This is a genomic window from Virgibacillus indicus, from assembly GCF_002266285.1.
Taxonomy (GTDB): Bacteria; Bacillota; Bacilli; order Bacillales; family Amphibacillaceae; genus Virgibacillus_K; species Virgibacillus_K indicus.
The window spans coordinates 25,376-50,849 of record NZ_NPMS01000007.1; the positions used below are offsets into that span (position 1 = coordinate 25,376).

At 39.0% G+C, this 25,474-nt stretch carries 22 protein-coding genes, 1 pseudogene, 1 riboswitch and 1 other annotated feature; of the genes and pseudogenes, 20 read left to right on the top strand and 3 right to left on the bottom strand.

The window, feature by feature from the left end; translation table 11 throughout:
- Positions 1 to 8 precede the first annotated feature (8 nt).
- From CIL03_RS14010 to ade, 12 genes are all read left to right on the top strand, one after another.
- The gene (locus CIL03_RS14010) at positions 9 to 692 is read left to right on the top strand and encodes a cyclase family protein (RefSeq protein WP_094886503.1); all 684 of its coding nucleotides are present in this window, start codon (positions 9 to 11) and stop codon (positions 690 to 692) included.
- A gap of 26 nt (positions 693 to 718) precedes the next feature.
- A complete protein-coding gene (locus tag CIL03_RS14015; protein ID WP_094886504.1) occupies positions 719 to 1,336 on the top strand; it encodes a DUF1989 domain-containing protein in 618 nt (205 codons plus the stop codon).
- The gene (locus CIL03_RS14020; protein WP_094886505.1) at positions 1,337 to 2,461 is read left to right on the top strand and encodes a M20 family metallopeptidase; all 1,125 of its coding nucleotides are present in this window, start codon (positions 1,337 to 1,339) and stop codon (positions 2,459 to 2,461) included. It begins immediately after the preceding gene.
- Between the two features lie 83 nt (positions 2,462 to 2,544).
- Positions 2,545 to 3,885: a 5'-deoxyadenosine deaminase gene (locus CIL03_RS14025; RefSeq protein ID WP_094886506.1), complete on the top strand. Its 1,341-nt coding sequence runs from the start codon at positions 2,545 to 2,547 to the stop codon at positions 3,883 to 3,885.
- Positions 3,886 to 4,000: 115 nt separating this feature from the next.
- A riboswitch (purine riboswitch) is annotated at positions 4,001 to 4,098 on the top strand.
- Between the two features lie 132 nt (positions 4,099 to 4,230).
- Entirely contained in the window at positions 4,231 to 4,716 is a 486-nt protein-coding gene (locus CIL03_RS14030) for a (2Fe-2S)-binding protein (protein WP_094886507.1), read from the top strand.
- On the top strand, positions 4,713 to 5,312 hold the full coding sequence (locus CIL03_RS14035) for a nucleotidyltransferase family protein (protein WP_094886508.1): 600 nt from the start codon (positions 4,713 to 4,715) through the stop codon (positions 5,310 to 5,312). Before CIL03_RS14030 ends, CIL03_RS14035 begins: the two co-directional genes overlap by 4 nt.
- Positions 5,312 to 6,190 (top strand): FAD binding domain-containing protein, encoded by an 879-nt coding sequence (locus CIL03_RS14040; protein ID WP_094886509.1) that lies wholly within the window; start codon positions 5,312 to 5,314, stop codon positions 6,188 to 6,190. The genes CIL03_RS14035 and CIL03_RS14040 overlap by 1 nt, the downstream gene beginning before the upstream one ends.
- The gene (locus tag CIL03_RS14045) at positions 6,187 to 8,523 is read left to right on the top strand and encodes a xanthine dehydrogenase family protein molybdopterin-binding subunit (RefSeq protein ID WP_094886510.1); all 2,337 of its coding nucleotides are present in this window, start codon (positions 6,187 to 6,189) and stop codon (positions 8,521 to 8,523) included. Before CIL03_RS14040 ends, CIL03_RS14045 begins: the two co-directional genes overlap by 4 nt.
- A gap of 9 nt (positions 8,524 to 8,532) precedes the next feature.
- Positions 8,533 to 9,363: an XdhC family protein gene (locus CIL03_RS14050; RefSeq protein ID WP_094886511.1), complete on the top strand. Its 831-nt coding sequence runs from the start codon at positions 8,533 to 8,535 to the stop codon at positions 9,361 to 9,363.
- Positions 9,360 to 9,716 (top strand): XdhC family protein, encoded by a 357-nt coding sequence (locus CIL03_RS14055; RefSeq protein ID WP_094886512.1) that lies wholly within the window; start codon positions 9,360 to 9,362, stop codon positions 9,714 to 9,716. The genes CIL03_RS14050 and CIL03_RS14055 overlap by 4 nt, the downstream gene beginning before the upstream one ends.
- A 464-nt stretch (positions 9,717 to 10,180) precedes the next feature.
- Positions 10,181 to 11,554 carry an NCS2 family permease gene (locus CIL03_RS14060; RefSeq protein WP_094886513.1) on the top strand — a complete coding sequence of 458 codons (1,374 nt, stop codon included), beginning with the start codon at positions 10,181 to 10,183 and terminating at the stop codon, positions 11,552 to 11,554.
- A 46-nt stretch (positions 11,555 to 11,600) separates the two neighbouring features.
- Complete coding sequence (gene ade, locus CIL03_RS14065; protein ID WP_094886514.1) at positions 11,601 to 13,355, top strand: adenine deaminase; 1,755 nt, start codon at positions 11,601 to 11,603, stop codon at positions 13,353 to 13,355.
- A 104-nt stretch (positions 13,356 to 13,459) separates the two neighbouring features.
- Here the strand turns inward: ade and CIL03_RS14070 are convergent, their stop codons facing one another.
- On the bottom strand, positions 13,460 to 14,023 hold the full coding sequence (locus CIL03_RS14070) for a nucleotidyltransferase family protein (protein ID WP_094886515.1): 564 nt from the start codon (positions 14,021 to 14,023) through the stop codon (positions 13,460 to 13,462).
- A gap of 107 nt (positions 14,024 to 14,130) precedes the next feature.
- Between CIL03_RS14070 and CIL03_RS14075 the strand changes: the two are divergent.
- A pseudogene (locus CIL03_RS14075) lies at positions 14,131 to 15,561 on the top strand (DHA2 family efflux MFS transporter permease subunit).
- A 39-nt stretch (positions 15,562 to 15,600) separates the two neighbouring features.
- Here CIL03_RS14075 and CIL03_RS14080 read toward each other — a convergent pair.
- The gene (locus CIL03_RS14080) at positions 15,601 to 16,557 is read right to left on the bottom strand and encodes a DMT family transporter (protein ID WP_094886516.1); all 957 of its coding nucleotides are present in this window, start codon (positions 16,555 to 16,557) and stop codon (positions 15,601 to 15,603) included.
- Positions 16,558 to 16,828: 271 nt separating this feature from the next.
- On the opposite strand from CIL03_RS14080, the gene CIL03_RS14085 reads away from it, so the two are divergent.
- The 3 genes from CIL03_RS14085 (at position 16,829) to CIL03_RS14095 (ending at position 18,456) form a co-directional block, all read left to right on the top strand.
- Complete coding sequence (locus CIL03_RS14085; RefSeq protein WP_094886517.1) at positions 16,829 to 17,239, top strand: hypothetical protein; 411 nt, start codon at positions 16,829 to 16,831, stop codon at positions 17,237 to 17,239.
- Positions 17,240 to 17,361: 122 nt separating this feature from the next.
- Positions 17,362 to 17,922 carry a sugar O-acetyltransferase gene (locus CIL03_RS14090; RefSeq protein WP_094886518.1) on the top strand — a complete coding sequence of 187 codons (561 nt, stop codon included), beginning with the start codon at positions 17,362 to 17,364 and terminating at the stop codon, positions 17,920 to 17,922.
- Positions 17,923 to 17,952: 30 nt separating this feature from the next.
- Positions 17,953 to 18,456: a DNA-deoxyinosine glycosylase gene (locus tag CIL03_RS14095; protein WP_094886519.1), complete on the top strand. Its 504-nt coding sequence runs from the start codon at positions 17,953 to 17,955 to the stop codon at positions 18,454 to 18,456.
- A 655-nt stretch (positions 18,457 to 19,111) separates the two neighbouring features.
- Here CIL03_RS14095 and CIL03_RS14100 read toward each other — a convergent pair.
- The gene (locus CIL03_RS14100) at positions 19,112 to 20,212 is read right to left on the bottom strand and encodes an SDR family oxidoreductase (protein ID WP_094886520.1); all 1,101 of its coding nucleotides are present in this window, start codon (positions 20,210 to 20,212) and stop codon (positions 19,112 to 19,114) included.
- Between the two features lie 235 nt (positions 20,213 to 20,447).
- Positions 20,448 to 20,724, top strand: a binding site (T-box leader).
- A gap of 104 nt (positions 20,725 to 20,828) precedes the next feature.
- Here CIL03_RS14100 and CIL03_RS14105 point away from each other — a divergent pair.
- From CIL03_RS14105 to CIL03_RS14120, 4 genes are all read left to right on the top strand, one after another.
- Positions 20,829 to 21,680 (top strand): SAM hydrolase/SAM-dependent halogenase family protein, encoded by an 852-nt coding sequence (locus CIL03_RS14105; protein ID WP_094886521.1) that lies wholly within the window; start codon positions 20,829 to 20,831, stop codon positions 21,678 to 21,680.
- A gap of 633 nt (positions 21,681 to 22,313) precedes the next feature.
- The gene (locus CIL03_RS14110) at positions 22,314 to 22,868 is read left to right on the top strand and encodes an ECF-type riboflavin transporter substrate-binding protein (RefSeq protein ID WP_094886522.1); all 555 of its coding nucleotides are present in this window, start codon (positions 22,314 to 22,316) and stop codon (positions 22,866 to 22,868) included.
- A gap of 24 nt (positions 22,869 to 22,892) precedes the next feature.
- The gene (locus CIL03_RS14115) at positions 22,893 to 24,605 is read left to right on the top strand and encodes an ABC transporter ATP-binding protein (protein WP_094886523.1); all 1,713 of its coding nucleotides are present in this window, start codon (positions 22,893 to 22,895) and stop codon (positions 24,603 to 24,605) included.
- A complete protein-coding gene (locus CIL03_RS14120) occupies positions 24,596 to 25,426 on the top strand; it encodes an energy-coupling factor transporter transmembrane component T family protein (RefSeq protein ID WP_094886524.1) in 831 nt (276 codons plus the stop codon). The genes CIL03_RS14115 and CIL03_RS14120 overlap by 10 nt, the downstream gene beginning before the upstream one ends.
- Positions 25,427 to 25,474 lie beyond the last annotated feature (48 nt).

Below are 25,474 nucleotides of genomic sequence, written 5' to 3' on the forward strand. Positions count from 1 at the left end.
GGTTTATTATGGCTGTCAGATTAGTTGATCTTACACAGGAAATATATCAGGGAATGCCAGTTTTTCCGTTGCATCAGCCAACATTAATTTTTCCAAATCTTACCCACGAAGAAAGCAGGGAGAAAGTTGGTTTCGAATTTGCTACAAATAACCTGTTAATTAATGAGCATGGACCGACACATACTGATGCAACTTATGAATTCGACCCAAATGGCAAATATATTGATGAAATGCCACTGGAGTATTTCTATGGCCCGGCGGTTTGTCTTGATCTTTCACATATTTCTCCAGATGACTACATAACACCAGGTGAATTAGAAAAAGCATTGCGAAGGTCGCAGCAGGTGCTGGAAAAGGGTGATATTGTCTTGCTTTATACCGGCCATTATAATCGGAAATATGGAACCGATGAGTGGCTGACCCGCTATACGGGGCTTGATTACGATGGAGCAAAATGGCTTGCTGAGAAAGGTGTTGTCAATATCGGTATAGATGCACCCGCAATTGATAACCCGAAGGATCCCAAATTCTCTGGTCATCTTGTCTGCAGGGAATATGGCATGTCAAATACAGAAAATCTGGCAAATTTAAATGAAATTGCTGGCAAACGATTTCTTTATTTTGGGCTGCCTTTAAAAATAAGAAAAGGAACAGGCTCTCCTATAAGGGCTGTCGCTGTATTTATTGATTAAGTAACTAAGGGAGGAGTGTGTGAAACATGGTTTCTTCACAGCAAAAAATCAGGGACGAAATATTAATACCACCATATGAGGGCCGAAGTGCTTTGTTAAAACCTGGAGAAGAATTGATTATTATTGATGTTGATGGTAAGCAGGTGGGTGATTTTGTATGTTTCAACAGGAATGATCCAAAAGAATTTGTATCACCTGTCCACATGAGAGCATCCCTCAGCAGTATTCGGCTAAAAATTGGTGATGGGCTGTATAGCAATAAGCGCCGTCCACTGATGAGTTTTGTTGGAGATACAGTTGGGAAACATGATTTCTTTTTTCCGGCATGTGACTACTATCGTTACAAAGTAGATTATGATATGGAAGAACATCCAAACTGTCACGACAATCTGAAAAGTGCTTTGAAAGATTACGGACTTGGCAATGAACCAGTTCCAGATCCGATTAACTTATTTATGAATAATGTATTGAATGAAGTGGGAGATTACGAGATTAATGAGCCATTATCCAAGCCGGGTGATTACGTTCGGCTGAAAGCGTTGGAAGAAGTGGTAATTGCGTGCTCAACTTGTTCCCAAGATATGGCACCTGTTAATGGATGGAAAGTGTCTTCACTGAAAATGCAGATTATGGAGGCAAACTAAATGGATGCTGTCCGCTTTCTGCAGGAAATGATAAGAGTTGATAGTTCTAATCCACCCGGAAATGAACATAAGGCTGCCAAACTATTAGCTGAAAGAAGTGAAAGTGCAGGTATTCCTTATGATATCTCCCAATTTGAATCAAATAGAAGTAATTTCAAGATTCATCTAAAAGGCGAGGGTAAAGGAAGGCTTCTATTTTGTGGGCATATGGATACAGTCCTTCCCGGCGAACAGCCATGGAATCATTCTCCATTTTCTGGAGAAATTGAGGAAGGCAGGATGTATGGTCGTGGAACATCCGATATGAAAAGCGGCCTTTGTGCCATGTTTCTTGCAGTTGAATCATTATTCAAAGAAGGAAAAAAGCTGCCGAAAGATATTATTTTTCTGGCAACTGCGGGAGAAGAAGTGGATAGCTGTGGTGCCCGTCAGTATTTAAAGGAAGAGAGTTTAGATGATGTTGAGGCATTAGTAATTGGAGAGCCGACAAACGAAAAAGTTGTGGTTGGTCATAAAGGTGCTTTATGGCTTGAAATTATTACAACTGGAAAGACAGCACATGGGGCTATGCCAGCCAATGGAATTAATGCAGTAGAGTGGATGCGTAATGTCATGGATATGGCAGAATCACTCAAATCCAAATGGAAAATTTCCAGCATTCCACTTGGGGAAAGCAGTTTAGCTATTACAAAGTTAAATGGTGGAGTACAAACAAATGTAATCCCAGACCGCTGCAGCATGCATATTGACATTCGTTCGATACCACCACAAGAACACGAAGACTTAATTTCTGAAATAAAACAAAATCTCCAGGAATTATTTTCAACTGAAGAATCTCCTGATTTTCATATAAATAAATTATTGGATCGGCCATCAATTTTAACAGAAAAGACCAGCCCTGTAATTGCTTCGGCATTACGTATCAAAGAGCAGAATTCAGTTCATGGAGTCTCCTATTATACAGATGGTGCTGTATTAAATCCCGATAGCAGGATTCCTACGCTGATTTATGGTCCCGGAGATGAGAAACTTGCACATCAGCCGAATGAGTTTGTAGATGTTAATGCTTACCTGCGTTCCATCGATTTTTACAAAGAATTAGCACTTGATATGATGAAAGAATAATAGATTTTACAGAAATTGTCCGAAATTAGAATTGCTTTTGCAAATCCGAAAATAATGCAATATATAATAAATGGGGGAATTGCATGAGGAGTATATTAATAAAGAATGCGCAGATAATTACGATGAATTTCCAAGAAGAAATTGTTTATGGAGACTTATATATAGAAGATGACAGAATTAAACAGGTAGGTGGAGATTTAGGTTACAGGGCCGATCAGGTTATTGATGCAAAAAATAAAACGATTATCCCTGGTTTTATCCAGACACATATACATCTTTGCCAAACATTATTTCGCGGACAAGCTGATGATCTTGAATTAATGGACTGGCTGCAGAAAAAAATCTGGCCGCTTGAGGCATCTCATGATGAAGAATCGAGCTATTACTCAGCAATGCTGGGTCTTGGGGAATTAATTCAAAGCGGAACAACTACCATTGTTGATATGGAAACCGTTAACCATGCTGATTCTGCTTTTCAGGCGATGGCTGAAAGTGGAATTCGCTCCCTTTCCGGAAAAGTAATGATGGATATGGGTGATGATGTTCCAGACTTGCTTATAGAAGATACAAATAAATCAATTCAGCAAAGTGTAGACCTCCTTGAAAAATGGCATCAGTATGACAATGGCCGAATACAGTATGCTTTTTGCCCAAGGTTTGTCGTTTCATGCACGGAAGAACTGTTAACTTCTGTACGTGATTTATCAAACCATTACAATGTAAAAGTACATACCCATGCTTCGGAGAATCAAGGTGAAATAAAGATTGTTGAGATGCAAAGGGGAATGAGAAATGTTGTTTATCTCGATAAAATTGGCCTTGCAAATGAAAACCTGATATTGGCACATTGTGTTTGGCTGGATGATGAGGAGAAGGGTATCATCAAAGACCGTGGTATAAAAATGAGTCATTGTCCTGGCTCAAATTTGAAGTTAGCCTCCGGTATTGCAGATATACCTGATATGCTGGCTATAGATGCAAATATCAGTTTGGGAGCGGATGGAGCACCATGCAACAACAATCTTGATATGTTTAATGAAATGAGACTGGCCTCACTGATCCAAAAGCCGAAACATGGACCAACAGCTATGGATGCAAGAACTGTGTTTCGTATGGCAACGATAGGAGGAGCAAAGGCTGTTGGGATGGAGGACGACATCGGAAGCATTGAACCAGGAAAAAAAGCAGATATAGCTATATTGGACTTATTCAAATTTCATACGTATCCATCACACGATGTTGACCCGATTTCGAGAATTGTCTATTCTGCAACAAGAGCCGATGTTGACACAACAATAATTAACGGCAAGGTTGTTATGGAAAAAGGCAATGTCAAAACAATAGACAAAGACATCGTCCTGCATGAAGCAGATAAATCGATTAACAGGCTATTAAAACGTATTCCTTCAATAATGAAAGTTTAATTTTTCGGGGATATTATTTTAATATTTTAGAATATTTAATATTGACAAAAAACTACACTTGAAATATAATCTAAAGAAATTAATCAGCATTCACTGCAAAGCTTATGTACTTCTATATATGTAAATCTGCCATTTTCGTATAACCCCAGAAATCGGTATGGGGGTCTCTACAGGGAACCGTAAACCTTAGCTACGAAAAGGCGCTTTCCTTATGGGGAAAGCTCCTTTTTGCAGCTATTTTTTTATTCAAAATATCTCCTTTGATACTGCTCATGATTCTTTTCTGAAAACCTAAATTCAATTATAAATTGTATCTACATAACTAAAAGGATGGAGGTCGGTCATTTGAAAACATTTCATTTTAAAGTAAATGGCGAGGAGGTTTCAGTTACATGCCCGCCAACGAAGACTTTGCTGGATGTTCTTCGCGATCAATTAGACTTAACTGGCAGTAAAGAATGCTGCGGAAAAGGTGAATGTGGATCTTGTACAATACTATTGGGTGGTGATTCTGTGTGCTCTTGCCTGGTCCTTGCTGGTCAGACGGAAAATGTAAGCATAACCACAGTGGAAGGCATTGGGCTGACAACAAAAATGGATGTTGTTCAACAGGCTTTTTCTGATGAAGGTGCAACTCAGTGCGGCTATTGCACACCGGGGTTCATCGTAACTGCCAGATCATTTTTAAACAGCATTGATTATATTCCGACAGATGATGAAGTCAAAACGGCGCTTGGTGGCAACCTTTGCCGGTGTACAGGCTATACGAAAATTATTAAAGCAGTACAAACAGCTGCCCAAATACAACAAGCTGAGAAGGCGCCCAGTTGATTTATAATGGTATTTCGGTAATAGTGCTGGCAGCAGGCTTCTCCAGCCGAATGGGCCGATTAAAAGCATTGCTTCCATGGCAAGGAATTCCGCTGATTCAGTATCAAATTGAACAAATGCAAAAAGCAGAAATAAATGAAATTATTGTTGTACTTGGATATCAGGCCAAACGAATTTACGAAGTTATTGAACATTACAATGTTAAAACAGTATTCAATGAGCATTACGAGCAAGGGAAAAGCTCATCTATCCGTAAAGGAGCAGCCAGCGTTAATGATGATGCGGAAGCCATTTTTGTTAGTGCAGTAGATCAGCCAGTATCAAGCAGTACACTTAAGGATATGACAAACTGCTTAAAATTAACAGAAACAAGAGGGGTTATCCCGGTCTATAAGGGTAAACGCGGACACCCGGTTTTATTTCATGGAAGCTTAAAAAAGGATTTGTCAGATGTAAAAGAAAAAACAATGGGGCTGCGGAATATTCTTGGGAAAAACGATGGACAAATTACTTACTTGACCGTAGATGATCCTTCAATCTTATTAAATTTCAACAAACCTGATGATTATAATAATAGGATGCAAGGGGGTTTATAATGAGAGTTTCAGAAATTGATTTGGTTTCACCGTCATCTGTCGACAAGTGTTTATATATGCTTCGTGATCATGATAAAACATTCCGATTACTCGCAGGAGGGACGGATGCTATTGTTCAAATGAAAGATGGAAAAAGGATTCCTGATATCTGGATTAATATTAAAAACCTGACCGAGCTGCGTTATATCCGAGAAGAAAAAGAAGGGATTCATATTGGACCATTAACAACACATACAGATATTGTAAAATCAGAACTGCTTCAGAAAAAAGCAGACGTATTAGTAGGAGCTTCTATGGAGGTTGGGGCAATTCAATTGCAAAATATGGGTACAGTTGGAGGAAATATCGGTACAGCCTCGCCGGCGGGAGATACAATCCCTGCTCTATTTGTATTGGATGCACAAATTGAACTTAGCTCATTTAATGAAAAAAGAACTATCCCAATCAATGAATTTTTTACTGGTCCAGGAAAAACGGTTCAAAAACAAAATGAAATGATAACAAATATTATCATTCAGCCCCAATCGGAAAATGAAATAGGGATCTTTGAAAAGCTGGGCCCGAGAAAAGCCCAGTCCATTTCAATTGTCAATGTGGCAATCACTCTGAGAATGGGCAGTAATCCTCGTGAATGTCTTGAGGGAAAAATAGCATTTGGCTCTGTTGGTCCTACCATTATCCGATCAAAAAAATGTGAAAAAATGCTTGCACTTGGACCATTGGACGATACGGCAATTCAAGATATTGCAGGTGCTGCCTGGAAAGAGGTTATGCCAATTTCTGACGTCAGAGCAAGTGCCAAGTATAGACGAAGCATGGCAAGTGCTTTATTAGAACGTGGTTTATACCGTTTAATGAATAGGTGGGATGCCAGATGAGTAAAGAGGTAAAGGACGTCCAGAAACTAGAGAATCAGCAGCAGCTTAAATGGGTTGGTAAATCAGTTAAAAGAATTGATGGCCCCGCAAAAGTGACTGGTGAGCAGAAATACAAGACAGACTTCAACTATCCGAACATGGTCTGGGGGAAGGTGCTAAGGGCAAGGTATCCATTTGCTAAAATCAAAGGAATTGATACATCAAAAGCTGAAGCACATCCAGACGCTGTTTGTGTTTTAACCCATAAAGACATTCCAGGATTCAATGGATTCGGAATTGTTACACCTGATCAGCCTGTCTTATGTGAAGATGTTGTCAGATGTACGGGTGATGCAGTTGCACTTGTTGCAGCAGAATCACTGGAAGCAGCTGAAGAAGCAATTAATCTGATTGAGGTAGATTACGAGCCTCTTGAACCTGTTACGGATGCGGAAGCAGCCATGATCCAGGGAGCGCCCCAGCTGCACCCGGACGGAAATATTCACAGTCATGTGACAATCGTAAATGGCGATATTGATAAAGGATTTGAAGAGGCAGATTTTATTTTTGAAAACACATTTTACTCCCCCCGTCAGATGCATGCATTTATTGAAACGGAAGGCGGGTGGGGCAAGCTGGAAGAGGACGGCTCCCTCACAATTCAATGCCCTGCCCAGTATGGTCATAGGGATAAATTGCAAATTGCCAGAGCGCTTGCGTTAAACCCTGAGCGCATTCATGTTTACTCAAGCCCAAATGGCGGCGGCTTTGGTGGTAAAGATGAAATTACTGTACAAATCTACCTTGCTCTCTTAGCTCAGAATACTGACGGCAGACCAGTTAAAATCCACTTAAGTCGTGAGGAGTCTGTTATTGCTGGTATAAAACGGCATCCTTTCAAAGTAACCGTAAAAACGGGTGCGAAAAAAGATGGTACGCTTATTGCCAATAAAGTACGTGCAGTTGCAGATACGGGAGCGTATGCATCGCTGGGTGGTGCTGTTACTGCACTGGCAATTGAACATGCATCAGGCCCGTATAAGATTCCCAATGTTGATATGGAAGGGTTTTGTGTCTATACAAATAATGGAATTGCTGGTGCATTTCGAGGTTTTGGTGTAAACCAGGTATGTGTTGGCATCGAAACACATATTGATATGCTTGCAGAGAAAACGGGCCTTGATCCTATTGAAATAAGAAAGAAAAATGCCTATCTTCAGGGAGATAGATCAAGTTTGGGTCATGTTGTCAGTTCAAGCGTTGGAACAATTGAAACACTGATGGAAGCTGAAGAATGCGACTTATGGGTGAATAGAGAGCTTTATAAATCTCAAGTGAGTGAACCATGGAAGAAACGAGGAGTTGCTGCGGCTACTTCATTTCATGGTGTTGGCATGGGAATTGGGACACCTGATTACGGTGCAGCGACGATAGAACTGCTGAAGGATGGAAGGTTTAAAGTTGGTGTGGCTATTGAAGAAATAGGTACAGGAAATGGTACAGTTTACGCACAGGTTGCAGCTGAATGCCTAAGATGCGAAGTTGATAATATCGCAGTTATCCAAGGGGATACAAAGGAAACGCTTGACAGTGGAACAATTTCAGCATCAAGATCAACCTACACCGGCGGGCGGGCAATCGCAACTGCCGCTCCAAATATGATCACCCTGTTAACAGAGGCTGCAGCAGAAATTTTAAATGTATCGAAATCTGAGATTGAACTTGCAGATAATAAACTTATTGTCGCAGGTGATGAAAGTCAGTCTGTTAACTATAAGCAAATTTATGAAAAACTATATGAACAGCATCGATCAATGCGAGTAGAGGGACATTTTTATTTGCCCAGGGAGAAAAAGGAGCTTAAAAACTCCGGTGGTGCTCCTCACCATTTGTATGGGTATATGACTCATGTAGTAATGGTGGAGGTAGATACATTAACTGGTGAAACCGATGTTCTTCATGTTGTTGCAATCCCGGATGTCGGGAAAGTCCTAAACCCACAGGGACTTGAAGGGCAAAGTGAAGGCGGTGCCGTGATGGGAATAGGCTATACCCTTTATGAAGATATTCTTATAGAAGAGGGCTATCATAAAACAAAGAATTTTACCGACTATATTATACCAACAATTAGAGAAACCCCTATTATTGAAACAATACCAGTGGAGTCCAATGAAAAATCTGGACCCTTTGGAGCAAAAGGGATTGCTGAGGTTGTCATGATTCCAATCATCCCGGCAATCATGGCCGCAATTCATGATGCCACAGGTGCAAGAATCAATCATCTCCCGGCAACACCGGAACGTATTTATAAGGCAATTCAAGAAACTAAAAAACAAACTCTTGTATCGAGGTGATGCGAATTGATGAGTCACCGCTTGTATGAACAGCTTTCAGAATCTGTAAGCAAACATCAGGATGCTGCACTTATTACAATTACTGATCATCCAGATGTATCTGTTGTCGGCTCAAAGTTCCTTCTGCAAAAGAACGGAACGCTTTACGATGAAAGTGAATTTCCCCTGGAGCTGCATTCTGAAATAATAAAATACTGTTTGCCATTATTAAGGCAAAATAAAACAAAAACAGTTCAAATTCAGCTTAATGGAAAATTGATTGAATGTTATGTGGAGGTATTTCCAGTTCCATCACATCTTATTGTGGCTGGGGCTGGACATGTTTCAGAACCTGTTGCAGAGATTGGTAAAATGCTCGGTTTTTACGTAACTGTAATTGACGACCGTCTGAAATTCGCTAATGATGAACGATTTCCCTTTGCGGATGAAGTTGTCTGTTCTTCCTATATTGACTTTTTCCGAAATGTGCCCATCACACCAAAAACATATATATTATTATTAACAAGGGGACATAAATTTGATGTTGTCAGTCTGCAGGAATTATTAAGACGGGAAGAAAGCATGGATGTTGAGGAGCGTACCAAGTATATTGGAATGATAGGCAGCAGGAGAAGAATAGCAGGGGTTTTCGAACAACTGAAAAATAAATTTGCAGATCATAATTTTGTAAATATACATTCACCTGTGGGATTGGACATTGGTGCACAAACACCCACTGAAATCGCGATCAGTATTCTAGCTGAAATTTTAAAAATAAAAAATTCCTCAAGCGGAAATTCTCTAAAGGAGAAGATTTCAAGTTATTCAAAACTAAAATTCCGGGAGAGATCCAAAAAATGAACAACATTGATTTCTATAAAAGAGTAATGTCTGTTCGCGAGCAGAGGAGCAAGGCTGCCGTTGCAACAATTATCCGGACGAAAGGATCAACACCAAGAAATACTGGTGCGAAAATGATTGTTTTTCCAAATGGTGAGATTTATGGAACAATTGGTGGCGGATGTGGCGAAGGAGAGGTAATTGAAAAGTCCTTTTCTGTTATAAAGTCGGGTGTTCCGTCCCAGCATCAGGTTGATTTAACGGAAGGTTTAATGTATGAAGATGGTGGTATCTGTGGTGGAATTATGGATGTGTTTATTGAACCAGTTCATAACGTAAATGATAACGAAAGTTTGCATTCCATTTCCATATAATTAGACAGAATAAATGGCTAAGACTGCGAATAGAATAGGTACAAGAATCTAACAATGGTAGTGCTTTGGATTCAGGTCTATATGCTTTATATTTTGAAAATTTAGACTTGACAAGCATTAATAAAGCATTTACATTTAAGGTGATAAATAAATTCTGTAAAACGAACGGAACAAAAGTGTTTATACGCTTTTGTTCCTATCATAATGAATCGGTATCATAACTTTCTGTTTAACGGAAAAGAATTGATCCGCAGTAATTACTCTGTATTTTAGGGTTTGCTGTGGCTTATTCTGCTTGAATAGGAGTTTTCCTTAAATTTATGTAAAGCGCTTACATCAGTTGTAGAACTCTTAACAAATTCAAATAAAGGAGGAGATAGCAAGGCGAAAGTACCGTGGTATTGCAGCTTTAAATGTTAGACGTAATTCTGCAAATTAATTAGCTTAAAAAGGAGGAAAATCAAATGTCAAAACAGCCTGATGAAGTATTCCAGAATAAAAGCACCATACCGCCAAATCCAAATTCTGTATTGGAAAAAGTATTTAAATTATCGGAACGTGGAACAAATGTGAAAACGGAACTTATTGCTGGTTTAACATCGTTTTTGGCAATGAGTTATATAATCATTGTTAACCCAATGATTTTAGCTGATGCCGGCATACCGCATGAAGCCGCTTTCGCTGCAACAATTTATGCAAGTGTATTTTGTACACTTTTGTTTGCGTTATGGGTGAATTATCCTGTTGCTATTGCACCAGGTATGGGTCTGAATGCATTCTTTACGTATACTGTAGTTATAGGTGAGGGATTAACCTGGCAAACTGCTCTTGGTGCTGTGTTTATTTCCGGTCTGGTCTTCTTTATTCTGACTGTAACCGGAGTTCGGAGGAAAATTGTAGAGGGTGTGCCAACTCCGTTAAAATCAGCAATTGGTGTAGGTATTGGATTATTCATAGCGTTTATTGGATTTCAAAATGCTGGTTTAATTGTTTCAAATGAATCGACGGTTGTTGGATTAGGAGATATTACGAAGGCTGGTCCAATGATCGCAGTAATTGGGATTATAATCGCTGGTTTTTTCATGGCAAAACAAATAAAAGGCGGTCTCCTGATTACAATTGCCATTACAACGATTATCGCGATGATTGCTGGTGTAGCATCGGTTCCTGGAGGGGTTAACGATATTATTTCCTTCAACCTTCCAAGCATCTCTGCAACATTCCTGCAGATGGATCTTATGGGGGCGATTGGTTACGGGGTTATTGCCGTAATTTTCTCCTTTACAATTGTTGAATTGTTTGATAATTTAGCTACATTAATAGGGTTAACAAAAAAAGCAGGGCTTACAGATAAAGATGGTAATATACAGGATCTCGACAAAGCTCTTCAGGCCGATTCTGCCGGTACGATGGCAAGTGCAGCATTAGGAAGTACAGCTCTTAATGCGTATGTTGAAAATGCTACCGGTATTTCTGAAGGGGGCAGAACTGGTTTAACAGCATTGACTGTTGGAATACTATTTTTATTTTCACTATTGTTTGCACCTCTTGTCGGTTTTATACCGAGTGTAGCAACTGCTCCAATTCTGGTTATTGTTGGTGCACTAATGCTGACAGAAATTGCAAATATCAAGTTTGATGATTATACAAATGTCATTCCCGTGTTCCTGACAATTGTTATGATGCCATTAACCTACAGTATTGCTACTGGTTTGGCTTTTGGTTTCATCAGTTATACAGCATTGAAAATGATGACTGGAAGATTCAAAGAGATTCACTGGATCGTTTATTTTATCAGTGTTGCCTTTATCATTCACTTTTTAACAGGCGGTCACTAAAAAACATTCTAAACATTATCCATGTCATTGGAAAGGACGGTGTTTGATGGATAGAGAGCTATTGAAAAAGAGAATTGAAGTTGCAGCTAAAAAGTTTCCTGCTGATACAGTTATAAAAAACGGAAAAATAATCGATGTTTTCAATCAGGAAATAATAGAGGCAGACATTGCGATTGCAGACGGTGTCTTTGCAGGTATTGGAAATTATGAAGGAGAAAATATAATTGATGCTAAAGGTAAATTTGTTTCTCCAGGCTTTATTGACGGTCATGTTCATATAGAATCAGCGATGGTTACACCAGCAGAGTTTGCTAATGTTGTGCTGCCGCATGGCGTAACATCCGTTGTTGCAGATCCGCATGAAATCGCTAATGTTAATGGAATTGATGGGATTAAATTTATGATAGATGCTTCAGAGAATATTCCGCTTAACGTGTTTTTTGGTCTCCCATCCTGTGTTCCTGCAACTTCATTTGAAAATGCCGGAGCATCACTTGCTGCTGAGGATTTATTTCCATTATATGGCAATAAACACGTGATCAGTCTTGGCGAAGTTATGGATTTCCCCTCCGTTTTTAATGGGGAAGATAAAATGGTGGACAAATTGATAGATGCCAAAAAGTTAAATAAGGTAATTGATGGACATGCAGCAGGTGTCGATCAAAATGGAATCAATGTTTACATGGCAGCAGGCATTCACAGTGATCATGAATGTACGACAGCCGAACAGGCTAAAGACAGATTACAGCGCGGAATGTATGTGATGCTTCGTGAAGGATCTGCATCCCGTGATTTAAAGTCACTCTTGCATGCAATTAATGAAAGGAATGCACGTCGCTGTTTATTCGTGACAGATGATAAACACCTGGATGATCTAATTGAGGAAGGTAGCATCGACCATAATGTTCGAGTGACAATTCAGCATGGTCTCGCCCCGATTACCGCAATCCAAATGGCAACATTAAATGCAGCCGAGTGTTTTGGGATGAAAAATAAAGGGGCGATCGCTCCAGGATATGACGCAGACTTTCTGTTCCTGGATAGTCTTGAAAGTATTAAAATTAATGAAGTTTTTGTAAAAGGAAGTACTGTTGCAAGGAACGGACAAACAGTTATGAAATATAAAAATGATGTTCAGCCTTCTGATAGTCTGGTAAATAGTGTACAGATGAAAGAAGTAACAGTAGATGATCTTATAATTGAACTTTCGAAAGACCAGAAAGCAAATATTATCTCAATTATTCCGAATAGTATTGTCACCAAACACAAGGTTCAGAAAGTCGATGTTGTGAATGGACGCTTTCAACCATCAGCTGAAGAAGACTTTCTAAAGATGGCTGTTATTGAGCGGCACAATAATAAGGGAAATGTCGGCCTTGGCATACTGCATGGTTTAGGTTTAAAGTCAGGTGCAATAGCATCAACCTTTGCACATGATTCACATAATATTGTTGCAGCTGGAACAAATGATAACGATCTGCTCCTAGCCATAAATTGCATTAAGCAAATTAATGGCGGACTTGTTGTTGTAGATAATGGCAGTTTACTGGCTTCATTGCCTTTAGCTATTTCAGGGTTAATCTCAAACGAAGGCTTCCATACCGTTTATACAAATTTGCAAAAACTAAATGATGCACTTGGTTTTATTGGATTTTCAGGAAACTTTAATCCTTTTATTACATTGTCATTTATGGCATTGCCGGTAATTCCGGAAATCAAGCTCACAGACATCGGATTATTTGATGTGCAGGCCTTTAAACATATACCGATTAAAGCAGGTACACCTTTGCCAAATCATTAATCTGTTAAGCTGGAAATACATTAAATAGAGTTCTGAATGAAGGGAAGGTAATTATCATACCTTTCCTTTTTTGCGAGATTTACTGAAATAAGTTTCTTAAGTTATTAGCTGCAATAATTTACCATACTCCACTTTGATTGCCAGTTCTTCTGAGTAGCACGTTCTTCATATATTTTAATTGTTTCATTAGATTCTTTACAAAACGGTGTTGGCTTAACCGTCATGCTCAAAACATCTTCAACACCATGTGGTGCAGTTAAAATCAGCTTTCCATTGTCATCTAGACGTACGCCGAGGGCAGTTACAGTTTCAGGAAATTTAGCTATTGCATCTTCTGTATCCACGTAGGGTTCCAGGTTGTTTCTTAGATGCATCCGTGCTTCGTTTTTTACAGACCAGGGTACCCCCGGCTTCAAATCCTCCAATACTTTTTCCAGCCGCTTCTCTTCAGCTGCTTCTATATTTTGCTCATCAAAATAAATGACATCAATGTCTGAAAGCGCTGTTCTTTCAAAGCCATGCAGCGTATCCCATATTTTTGAACGGATGAATCCGGCACAAATCCACCAGTCTGGTAAATTTAGCTTATGTGCAGTTTTTAATATATTCATCATCCATTGGTCTTGTCTGATTAAATGAACAATATCTTTTTCATTTTCTAATTTCACAATTGTCACCCCATTTATTTTAGTATAAATGAAATTCTTACAACCAAGTATGATAAAATGAGATTCACTTACTAGATTCTGAAGCAAATGCTGGGAGCTGACGGTGAATGAAGAATAAAGAAGTAGAAAATATCGGACATATAAATAAGCTTCCAATTGTTGCAGTTCTTATTACTGGTGCATTTTTGGCTATTTTAAACCAGACTTTGCTGGCGACAGCAATTCCACATATCATGGATGATTTAAATTTATCGGAAAATACGGCACAATGGCTGACAACCATTTTTATGCTGGTAAATGGGATTATGATTCCCATCACTGCTTTTTTGATTGAAACATTTACTACACGTCGTCTATTTCTAACAGCAATGAGCACATTTGCAATTGGAACATTAATTTGTGCGGTTGCACCGAATTTCGCACTGTTGATGGCCGGTCGAATTATACAAGCTGCTGGTGCGGGGATAATGATGCCATTAATGATGACAATTTTCCTTTTGATTTTCCCTATTGAAAAAAGGGGAACGGCAATGGGCACGGTGGGGCTGGTCATTGGATTTGCTCCTGCACTTGGACCTGTTATTTCTGGCTGGCTGGTGGAATAATACCCCTGGAGATCGCTATTTTATATTGTTTTGCCATTAGCGGTAATCAATGTTGTCATCTCTTATTTTGTAATGAAAAATATTACAAAACGTACTTTTCCGAAAGTTGATATGTTATCGATCATTCTCTCAACACTAGGCTTCGGTGGGTTGTTATATGGATTTAGCAGTGCCGGAAATTACGGCTGGTCAAGTCCAGTTGTGATTACTGTGCTTCTTACAGGGGCTATAGCACTTACGGTATTCATTCTACGCCAATTTAAACTGGTTCAGCCAATTTTGGAATTCAGGATATTCAGCAATAAAATATATACAATCACTACAATAATTGGGATGATTGCTTTTATCGGCTTGATTGGTGCGGAAACGATGCTGCCGATTTACATGCAAAATATGGCTGGTTTTACTGCACTGGAATCTGGCCTCATGATTTTGCCTGGCGCTCTAATAATGGGGTTCATGTCCCCCATTAATGGAAGAATTTTTGATAGATTCGGTGCCAAGTATCTGGTCATTACAGGGATGACACTTTTAACAGTAACTTCATTTTTATATACGAATTTAACGCCGGAAACAACGTTACCCTATCTTACAATCGTCTTTGCCATACGGATGTTTGGGATTTCCATGATCATGATGCCTGCAACTACTGCGGGATTGAATCAGCTGCCGGACAGGTTAATACCGCATGGATCCGCAATGACAAATACAATGCGCCAGGTAGCTGCTTCCATTGGAACAGCAATCTTAATAACGATCATGACAGCAGCTGCCTTAAATACTGGAGAAAATGCAGCACCAGCTGAAATGATTCATGGTGTCAATATTGCTTTCTATACAGCAGCAGGATTATCATTAGTGGGTCTTATTCTATCTTTTTATATTAGAGGTACTACTCCAGCTGAGGACCGAGCAAGAATGGAATCGGAATAAAAGAAGGTGCTCCCACGTAATTAAGAGCACCTTTTCCTATTAATTTAATTCTGAAGCTTTATTATAGATTAGTTGCTTTTTCTTATTACCTAGAGCGGAAACGACACTATGCAGGATCATCCCTAAAATAACAAGTCCAATACCAATGAGGGAAACAATACTTGGCAATGGGACACTTAATATTAAAATCTCTCCAAATAAAGCAAAAATTACTTCTCCCGACTGGGTTGCTTCCACACCTGCAAGCTTTTGTGTATCTTTTTGAACAAGTTCTGTTGCATAGAAAAATAATATTGTTGCAATGATGCCCGAAGATACAGCTACTATAAATGTCTGCAAAATCTGATTGGAGCTAGGGGCTCCATGTGCAGCCAATCCATAGATTGAGAGAATTACCCAAAAAGGCATAGAACAAATAGTCATTCCAAGTATCCTCTGAATTGTGTTCAATTCGCCATTTACCATGATCATCATTTTCCGATTCCCCAACGGAAAGGCAAAGGCAGAAATTACTAATGGAACCATGCATAATACAACATTCATGGCCGAAACCGACGAGGCATGTTCAAACTGAATGATAAATACACCAGCCAAAATAATTAATGAGATAAAAATACTTTGGATAGGTATCCGTTGCTTACTTTTCCCGTTTAAAAACGGTACAAGCAGGGAACCAGCGATAATGGTAATCTGGAATGTACCGGCTACAAGCCATCCTGGACCGTAAATTGTTGCAAATGTAAGTGGTGCATAAAATAATCCGAAGCCCACTGTACTCCAGATTAGCCAGTATAGTGGGTTTCTTTTTATATGAAAGAATACTGGCTTAATATTTTTTTGAAAGCCTAGAATAATTAATAAAATTGGCAGCATAAATAAAAAACGGAGGGAGGCACTCCAAGCCCAGCTCCCGCCTTCTAATTCCATAAACCGATTTAAAACAAATGTTACTGAAAAAAATAAAGCAGCTAATAATCCGATAAGAATAGCTTTCATAAAGGCACCTCATTGTTCTAGTAGCTGATTATGATACATAAATACAATATATCGGATTTTGATGCGTGAAACAACAAAATAATTAATATTTAATCAATTTAAAAAATAGAATAACGAACTGCGGCAATTTATATAATTAATATAAAGCCAATGAGCGGAAAATGAAGGAAAGAGCCCGGATTAGGTGAAGATCTATCAATGTTTTGCAGGATTATAGATTCTTATGTCGAAATTATATAAAAGAAAATTATCGAGCAAGGGAGTAGCGGGAATGGAAGTAATATCTGATTCATTTTTAATAATTTATCTTATTATAATGGGACTGACATTAATATCCAGTACGATCTGTTATATTCTCGGGATACAGCAGACGCTGTCTGTTATTGCACTGATCTTGTCACTTGGAATTCCGCTGGTAAATCTTATTTTCAGTGCTCAAAGAACTGGAGAATTAAACGGATACGAATACTTGATTTCACAATTTAGGGAAAAAGATCTGTGGGCAATTTTCATTATTTTAGCGTATGTATATCTGGCTGTCTGGTGGATTTTATTTATAAACAGGCAGTTGATGCAGCGACAATTTTATAAATGGGTTAAAGAGATGTATTTAAAGCTTCATCACCGGATTGCTGAATATTGGAGGAACAAAACATCACAGAAGGAGAATAATGAAGAATAGGTTTGCCGAGTTTTGGTAAAACGAGCCTCTAACGATGGAAACTTTGCGTGTAGTTTGTAAGATGTTAAGATAGTATAAGATCTTATAAACACAATACATGCAAGAATAGAGGTTAATGTTAAATGGCATCGGAAAGACAAAAAATGCTTAGTGGCCAGCTGTATAACCCTGCGGATCCCGAATTGGAAGATGCAAGGTTTCATGCCAGAAAGTCAGCAAGATTGTTCAATCAGACAACAGAAACAGAAGGGGATAAGCGTACTGAAATATTGCAGGGTTTCTTTGGCTCAACCGGGGAAACTATCCATATTGAGCCGTCCTTTCATTGTGATTATGGAAGCAATATTCATGTTGGAGAGAACTTTTATGCCAACTTTAATTGCGTTATTTTAGATGTATGTGACGTCAGAATTGGCAATAATTGTCTCCTTGCACCAGGTGTACATATATATACTGCGACACATCCACTGAATCCCAAAGAGCGGAATTCAGGTCTGGAATATGGTAAGCCGGTGACGATTGGTGACAATGTGTGGATTGGCGGCGGTTCGATAATAAACCCCGGAGTAACAATCGGGAATAATGCAGTAATCGCATCAGGCGCAGTTGTTACCAAAGAAGTTCCTGATAACGTAGTCGTTGGCGGAAATCCCGCCAGAATTATTAAAAAGGTCGATGTGTGAGAGGGACAGTTCGATTATTGAGGTGGAAATATGAAGGAAAAACTTATCTCCTTTCCCCCAGTGCTGCCTGAGAATCCCAAAGTTCTAATCCTCGGGTCCATGCCGGGAGGGATTTCCCTGGAGAAAAGGCAGTATTATGGCAACCCCAGAAACCATTTTTGGGGAATTCTTTTTGAGATTTTTCAGGAAAAACCGGTGGAACATTATGAGGAGAAAATTCATTTTATCAAGCGTCATCATCTTGCATTATGGGATACAATCGGCGCCTGTTACCGTGAGGGAAGTCTGGATGCAAATATTGTAGGGGCAGAGCCTAATGATATAGAGGGATTACTGAGAAAATATCCTACCATTCAATTAATTGCATGCAATGGAACAAAATCCTATCAAACATTTATGAAAACAATAGAGAAAAAGAGGTTAGGGAATTTGGATGTCATAAAAATGCCATCTACAAGCCCGATTCCTGGACGTTATACAAAAAGTTTTGCAGGTAAAGTGGATGCATGGAAGCGTATATTGGATTATCTATGAAGTATTTTTGATTACAGAAAGGCTGCAGCGGGTATAGATTATTGAAAATTGATGATTTGATTTCAAGTTTATGATACTATAGAAGTGAGTCAAAAGTCTGTTTATGCTAATTAAGAGTATATTTAATTACTTTTGACCTAGCAATAAAAAATTTTATTAGATTAATAAGAAGATGAATAATTTAAAAATATTTCTAATATGATTACATTGGCTGTTTTTTTATTGAGCATATGTGCTACTAATGGCTTTCACCATTAAAAATGGTGAAAGTCCAGTTTTAATAAAATGAGCCGCAAGCTGCAACTTGCGGCTCCGACAGCTATCCGCAAGGCGCGGCGACTCTGTCTCACAGATCAAAAAAAGTAATTATCCTGTATACGTCATCGGCAGGGTGGTTACTTTTTTTCTCGGCTGTTAACAATTAACAATACCAGTGTCGCAAACAGAAACATCAACTCAAGAGTTGTGTCAATTGGTATCACATGTTTCAGCCCCTTTCATTAGGGGTTTTTAGCCGCCAAGTAAAAGAAGCACTTTTACAGCTTTAACCGAAGCTCACCCTACATAGCATGTCTCTTTCATTATACTATGACTGTAAAAAATAGGAAATGGTACAATATTCATATATTTCTGTATGTTAAGTGAAATCCCGTTTCTAGACGAATTGGATATGTTTACTCATATCATGTTTATATTTTCTGTAAAAGAGTATCATCGAATCAATCGACTCTTTGAAATCGGGGCATTCCAATTCTGAACCGGCAAGATCCTTTATCGTTTGAGAAGTGTCATAGGATGAATGGATCGTAAAGTAGTCCATCGCTTCTTTTTCAACACGAAGCCATTTGCGAACGGCAGCAGATTCTAATCCACTCTTTGCCAAAGAAAGAGGAATTGTTCCTCTAGGTGTCTTTGCAAGGTAGTTTTGTGACAGCATTGTATGCAGTTCGCGCATTGTGTATGGATTTGGATCTGTCAGATGGTATGTTTTTCCAACACCAGCATCAGCAAAGGCTAGATGGCTGGTTGCCTTCAGCACGTAATCCGACGGTACAAAATTCCCCTCTGCGCTGCCTTCACTAAAGTAAGGAATAACTGGAAGATAACGCAGATGATCCAGCAAATTAAGCATAAAATAAATCCCATCGAATTTCATTGTTTCGCCTGTTTTGGAATGCCCTCTGACAATACCGGGACGAATAATAGTCACTGGTATCCCGGCTTTTAACTCTTCTACCAGCAGCTCAGCCTCAAATTTTGTATGTTCATAATGATTTCTGAAGTTTTGTCCTTCATTCAGCTCATGCTCGAAAATCTGTCCTTCACGAGTGCCGGGTACATAGGCAGTGCTGAAATAGATATAGCGCTCCAGTTTATTCAGCGTTTTGACCCAATCATTTACGATTTTTGTTCCATTTACATTAACACGAAAAGCTATATCCTTGGGAACTGCCAGGTCATAGATCGCTGCAAGGTGAAAAACATGTGTAACAGAGTTTCTTAGTGTGCTGTTCATTTCAGTATCAATTTTCATCGAAGGAGCGGTGATATCCCCAGGAATAATATTAAATAAATCGGGATGTAATTCGTTACTTTCGGTAAAGTATGTTATTTCTTTCGCAGCTTTTTCTTTAAGACTTGGAAGAACAAGCAGATGAATCTTTTCAATGTCCTGGTGATGATCTTTGATGAGTTGACTCACCAGACTGCTGGCTAGAAAACCAGGATAGCCTGTAAGAAAGTAAGTATGTTTCATGCAATCAGCTCCAATTTTTAGTATAAGGTTGAGAGGGTGGATGTGATTGGTGGATTTTTTGGAGTGAGGATTTCCGTCCAAGAATAAGTAAATCCGTTCTCCTATCAGCCGACCTCACATCTATTTCTAAATACAGTATATCACTCAAAATATCCTAAATTAATATTTTTCAAAAAAGTCCTTGCAATATTAATTTTTATTCCGTATAATAAGTTTAATTTAATCACACTAGTTTTTAAAAACGTTGAAGAGGAAAAGTAAGATTCAGTTATTTTTTTAAAAGAGAGCTTCGGCAGCTGAAAAGAAGCAAAAAATAAGAATCTGAACAATGGCCTTGGAGTTTCGTGCCGAACGTATCCGATGATATTAGTAAGTTCCGACGAGATTTGGTACTCGTTACAAATACCACAGTATAAAAAGCTTCTTTGAAGGCTTTGTACTTGATGAGACTGCATGTGTGAGCATGCAGTGAAGTAAGGTGGTACCACGTTGATTATAACCACGTCCTTATCGTTTATTCGATAATGGCGTGGTTTTTTAATTGAAAAAAAGTTGTGCAGCTGCCAAAAATGCAGGAATCAACAACGAAAACTAAACATATAACGGAGGGTTTTACATGAGTAAAAATTTAGTAATTCAAACAGATTTCGGTCTAAGTGATGGTGCAGTGAGCGCAATGTATGGAGTGGCAATTTCCGTTGATCCAGATATACGGATTTTTGATCTGACACATGATATCCCGCAATTCAATATTTGGGAAGCATCCTACAGGCTATACCAGACAATCAGCTACTGGCCGGAAGATACTGTATTTGTATCTGTTGTTGACCCTGGAGTTGGTACAGAACGTTTGAGTGTTGTAGCAAAAACGAACGACAATCAATATATTGTTACACCTGATAATGGAACTTTGACCCATATTAAAGATAAAGTTGGGATTTCAGAGGTGCGCATTATTGATGAAAATGTCAATCGTCTGCCAAACTCTGGTGAATCCTACACATTCCATGGAAGAGATGTTTATGCGTTTACGGGGGCGCGGCTTGCTTCAGGCGTTATTACTTTTGAAGAGGTTGGCCCTTTGGTGGAAACGGATAAAATCGTTGAACTCAATAAACCAAGAGCAACTGTGAGTGATGGTGTCATTCAAGGGAATATCGATATTCTTGATGTCCGATTTGGAAATCTATGGACAAATATCAACAGGGAATTGGCAAATGAAGCTGGCATCCAATATGGTGATTCCCTGGAGGTAACAATTGAAAATAATCGCCGGCATATTTACAAAAATATCCTGAGATTTGGAAGGTCTTTTGCAGACAGCCGTTTAGGTGAACCTCTATTATTTGTAAATTCATTAGATAAACTAGGTGTTGCTATTAATCAGGGCTCCTTCGCAAAAGCCTATCATATTGAAACAGGAGCAAACTGGATCATAAGTATTCGTAAAACAAGCGGAATTAATTAATAAAATAACACTGATTTCTAAGAAATTGTGATTATTAAATGTAATAATTTAATTAGCAGTAGATAGAAACTGCGAACTAAAATCAGTTTGACTTCCAAAAATTGTTCTGATGCTACCGTTCGGGATCGCTGCGGGCGGATGCTTTCCGCGGGCACGGCCTCAGCCTCCTCGAGAAAACCACTCTGCGGGGTCTTCGGACACGTGCTATTCCCGCAGGAGTCACCGCCCTCCGCTCACCCGAACTGGTGAGACGGTTCGATGTTTTGTATATAGCTCACTAGTTCACTTCATCGGTAGTAATCGGAATATCAGCGTAGGAAATACACTGAGACTCCTTGAAAATACAGACCAATTTTCTGCGTGCGATGCATTGCTGCCGTAGCTTTCCTTGTCCTGCGGGAAAGCGAAGACGATGAGACCCCACAGGGAGCGTTCTTTGCGACCGAGGTGGCTCATCGCGAGCCCGCGGAAAGCGAAGTGTATTTCCGGAGCGAGTTTTAGCACTCAACAAGCTTTTGCACGACGCAAGTGAACTTTCACTACGTCGCATTCTATAGAAACGGTGACTTAAGATTGGTGAAGTATATAAAAACAAAAGGAATAAAATAAAAACAAGCGTAAGGGGAATGCGAGATGGGAAAAAATAGTTTATCAATTAAAACAATTGTAGCTATAGGAATTGGAGCAGCGGTATTTGTGATCTTGGCAAGATTTGTTGCAATACCAACTGGAATACCAAATACAACGATTCAAACTGCTTATGCGTTTCTGGCATTAATGGCAATCGTCTTTGGGCCAATAGCCGGTGGACTAATAGGATTTATCGGACATGCATTAACAGATGCTGTTTCCTATGGTTCGGTTTGGTGGAGCTGGGTGTTTGTTTCGTTATTCATTGGATTATTCATTGGTTTATTTGCAAAGAAAATAAACATCGAAAACGGAGTGTTTGGTGCTAAACAAATAATTACATTTAATATCGTTCAGGTTGTCGTACAGGCTATAGGGTGGGGCCTGCTTGCACCATTGCTGGATGTTTTGATCTACGCGGAACCTGCAAATAAGGTTTTTGTTCAAGGGCTGGTAGCAGGACTGTCGAACATTATAACCGTCGGAATTATTGGTACAATATTATTGACTGCATATGCAAAAACACGGAGCCAGAGTGACAGTTTATCTAAAGAATAGTCATCAACTGTGAGGAGCTTACTTATGAAACAGGCTGTAATAAGATTTGAAAACTTCACATTTAAATATCACAGTCAGACTGAGCCAACACTGAAAGATATCAATTTATCAATCTATGAAGGTGAAAAAGTTTTAATTGTTGGCCCATCCGGATCTGGCAAAAGCACATTAGCCCATTGTATCAATGGGCTAGTTCCATTCTCTTACAAAGGAGATATAGAAGGGAGTCTCACGATAAGAGGAAAAGAATCAAAAAAAATGGATATTTTCTCTATTTCAAAAATTGTAGGAACGGTTTTGCAGGACCCTGATGGCCAGTTCATTGGCCTGACTGTTGGGGAAGATATTGCATTTGCATTGGAAAATGACGTAGTGCCACAGGACAGCATGCTGGATCAGGTAGCAGATGTCTCAAAGCTTGTAGATATGACAGGCCATATTAATGCATCCATCCACACTTTATCCGGCGGGCAGAAACAGCGTGTATCTTTAGCTGGGGTAATGGTGGATAATGTGGATGTTCTGCTTTTTGATGAACCTCTGGCAAATCTTGACCCGGCAACTGGCCAGCATGCAATTTCATTGATTGACAATATACAGATAGAAACCAATACAACGGTAATTATCATAGAACATCGACTGGAGGATGTATTGCACAGAGATGTAGACCGGATCATCGTTGTAGATGATGGACGCATTGTGAGTGATACCATACCAGATGAATTATTAGGCACCACAGTTCTTGAAGAATCCAGTATTCGAGAGCCGCTATATGTAAAAGCTCTAAAGTATGCAGGATGTAATGTAAACAGCGAAATGCAACCAGCTCATCTGGATACACTGAAACTGGATGATTGTAAAGATAAACTGCTTCAATGGTATAAGTCAGCACCGTCAATGAATGAAAAAGCAAAAGCTGCACCAATTCTAGAATTGATGGATGTCTCTTTTGGTTATCAGTGGGGAAAGCAGACAATCCAAAATGTCTCTTTTTCTATCGAAAAGGGTGAAATGGTAAGTATTGTCGGGAAAAACGGTGCTGGAAAATCTACCCTGTCTAAATTAATTTGCGGGTTTGAAAAAGTTCAGTCTGGAAGCATATTATTCCATGGGCAGGATATAACAAAGGACACAATATTTGAACGGTCCGAGCGGATTGGAATGGTTATGCAAAATCCGAATCAAATGATATCCAAGCATATGATTTTTGATGAGGTAGCAACAGGACTTCAAATGCGGGGCGTTTCGGAAAATGAGGTAAGGGAGCGAGTAGAAGCGGTTTTGCGAGTTTGTGGTCTTTATCCATTCCGGAATTGGCCAATATCAGCCTTAAGCTTTGGTCAGAAGAAACGGGTAACGATTGCTTCCATTTTAGTGCTTGATCCGGAAATTATTATTCTGGATGAACCTACGGCTGGCCAGGACTTTCGTCACTACACAGAAATTATGGAATTTTTAATGGAGTTGAATCAAAAAGGTGTCACGATTATCATGATCACCCATGACATGCATCTGATGCTTGAATATACACCACGAGCGATTGCAATTGCAGATGGAACAGTTATCTCAGATGATTCTGCTGTGGAAGTGCTGGCAAATGAAACGGTAATCCACCAGGCAAATTTAAAGAAAACTTCCCTTTTTGATTTGGCAATAAAAGCCGGTATTCCGGACCCAAAAGAATTTGTAAGCCGATTTATCACCTTCGATAAGGAGGTAAGGAAAACATGGCAGTAGAATTGCTTTCATATATTGAACGTAAATCACCAGTTCATGAATTATCCGGTGCAGCAAAACTGATTATATTCATCATGTGGTCAACCGCAGCAATGCTTACATATGATACTCGTATACTCCTATTTCTTTTTGTTATAAGTATTGCTATCTTTATTCTGTCCAAAATAAACATTCGTGAGATAGGCTTTGTATTGGCATTTATTTTAGCATTTTTATTACTGAATAATGTTGCAATCTATATATTCTCCCCGCAGGAAGGGGTTAAAATATATGGCACTAGCCACGTGCTGCTAGATATTGCCGGCAGATACAATGTGACACTGGAGCAGTTATTCTACCAATTTAATATCACACTTAAATATTTTGTGGTAATTCCGGCAGCTCTACTGTTTATTGTAACAACGCATCCCAGTGAATTCGCGGCTTCATTGAATAAAATTGGTGTGAATTATAAAATTGCTTATTCCGTTTCACTAGCATTACGTTACATTCCTGATATTCAGCGTGATTTTCGTACAATTGCACAGTCCCAGCAGGCAAGAGGAATTGATATGTCCAATAAGGAAAAACTGCTTAAAAGGATTAAAAATGCAACATCCATTATCCTCCCGCTGATCTTATCGAGTCTGGACCGGATTGAAGTTATTAGCAATACGATGGAGCTTCGTGGCTTTGGGAAAAATAAAAAGCGGTCATGGTATGGCGCGAAACCATTTAAGAGAATAGACTATATATCAATTGTTATTGGGATTTTGATTTTAATAGCATCCTTAATAATTACATTTCATGATGGAAGTCGGTTTTACAATCCATTTATATAAATGTTTTTCAGTCTGTTTGCAAATAACTATTTTCCGTTATAATGAAAT

Coding starts and splice junctions, on each gene's coding strand:
- CIL03_RS14045 (WP_094886510.1), top strand. CDS start 6,187: ATGAGTAAAGAGGTAAAGGACGTCCAGAAACTAGAGAATCAGCAGCAG.
- ade (WP_094886514.1), top strand. CDS start 11,601: ATGGATAGAGAGCTATTGAAAAAGAGAATTGAAGTTGCAGCTAAAAAG.
- CIL03_RS14120 (WP_094886524.1), top strand. CDS start 24,596: ATGGCAGTAGAATTGCTTTCATATATTGAACGTAAATCACCAGTTCAT.
- CIL03_RS14080 (WP_094886516.1), bottom strand. CDS start 16,557: ATGAAAGCTATTCTTATCGGATTATTAGCTGCTTTATTTTTTTCAGTA.
- CIL03_RS14020 (WP_094886505.1), top strand. CDS start 1,337: ATGGATGCTGTCCGCTTTCTGCAGGAAATGATAAGAGTTGATAGTTCT.
- CIL03_RS14115 (WP_094886523.1), top strand. CDS start 22,893: ATGAAACAGGCTGTAATAAGATTTGAAAACTTCACATTTAAATATCAC.
- CIL03_RS14060 (WP_094886513.1), top strand. CDS start 10,181: ATGTCAAAACAGCCTGATGAAGTATTCCAGAATAAAAGCACCATACCG.
- CIL03_RS14095 (WP_094886519.1), top strand. CDS start 17,953: ATGAAGGAAAAACTTATCTCCTTTCCCCCAGTGCTGCCTGAGAATCCC.
- CIL03_RS14015 (WP_094886504.1), top strand. CDS start 719: ATGGTTTCTTCACAGCAAAAAATCAGGGACGAAATATTAATACCACCA.
- CIL03_RS14025 (WP_094886506.1), top strand. CDS start 2,545: ATGAGGAGTATATTAATAAAGAATGCGCAGATAATTACGATGAATTTC.
- CIL03_RS14100 (WP_094886520.1), bottom strand. CDS start 20,212: ATGAAACATACTTACTTTCTTACAGGCTATCCTGGTTTTCTAGCCAGC.
- CIL03_RS14085 (WP_094886517.1), top strand. CDS start 16,829: ATGGAAGTAATATCTGATTCATTTTTAATAATTTATCTTATTATAATG.
- CIL03_RS14010 (WP_094886503.1), top strand. CDS start 9: ATGGCTGTCAGATTAGTTGATCTTACACAGGAAATATATCAGGGAATG.
- CIL03_RS14090 (WP_094886518.1), top strand. CDS start 17,362: ATGGCATCGGAAAGACAAAAAATGCTTAGTGGCCAGCTGTATAACCCT.
- CIL03_RS14040 (WP_094886509.1), top strand. CDS start 5,312: ATGAGAGTTTCAGAAATTGATTTGGTTTCACCGTCATCTGTCGACAAG.
- CIL03_RS14055 (WP_094886512.1), top strand. CDS start 9,360: ATGAACAACATTGATTTCTATAAAAGAGTAATGTCTGTTCGCGAGCAG.
- CIL03_RS14110 (WP_094886522.1), top strand. CDS start 22,314: ATGGGAAAAAATAGTTTATCAATTAAAACAATTGTAGCTATAGGAATT.
- CIL03_RS14050 (WP_094886511.1), top strand. CDS start 8,533: ATGAGTCACCGCTTGTATGAACAGCTTTCAGAATCTGTAAGCAAACAT.
- CIL03_RS14105 (WP_094886521.1), top strand. CDS start 20,829: ATGAGTAAAAATTTAGTAATTCAAACAGATTTCGGTCTAAGTGATGGT.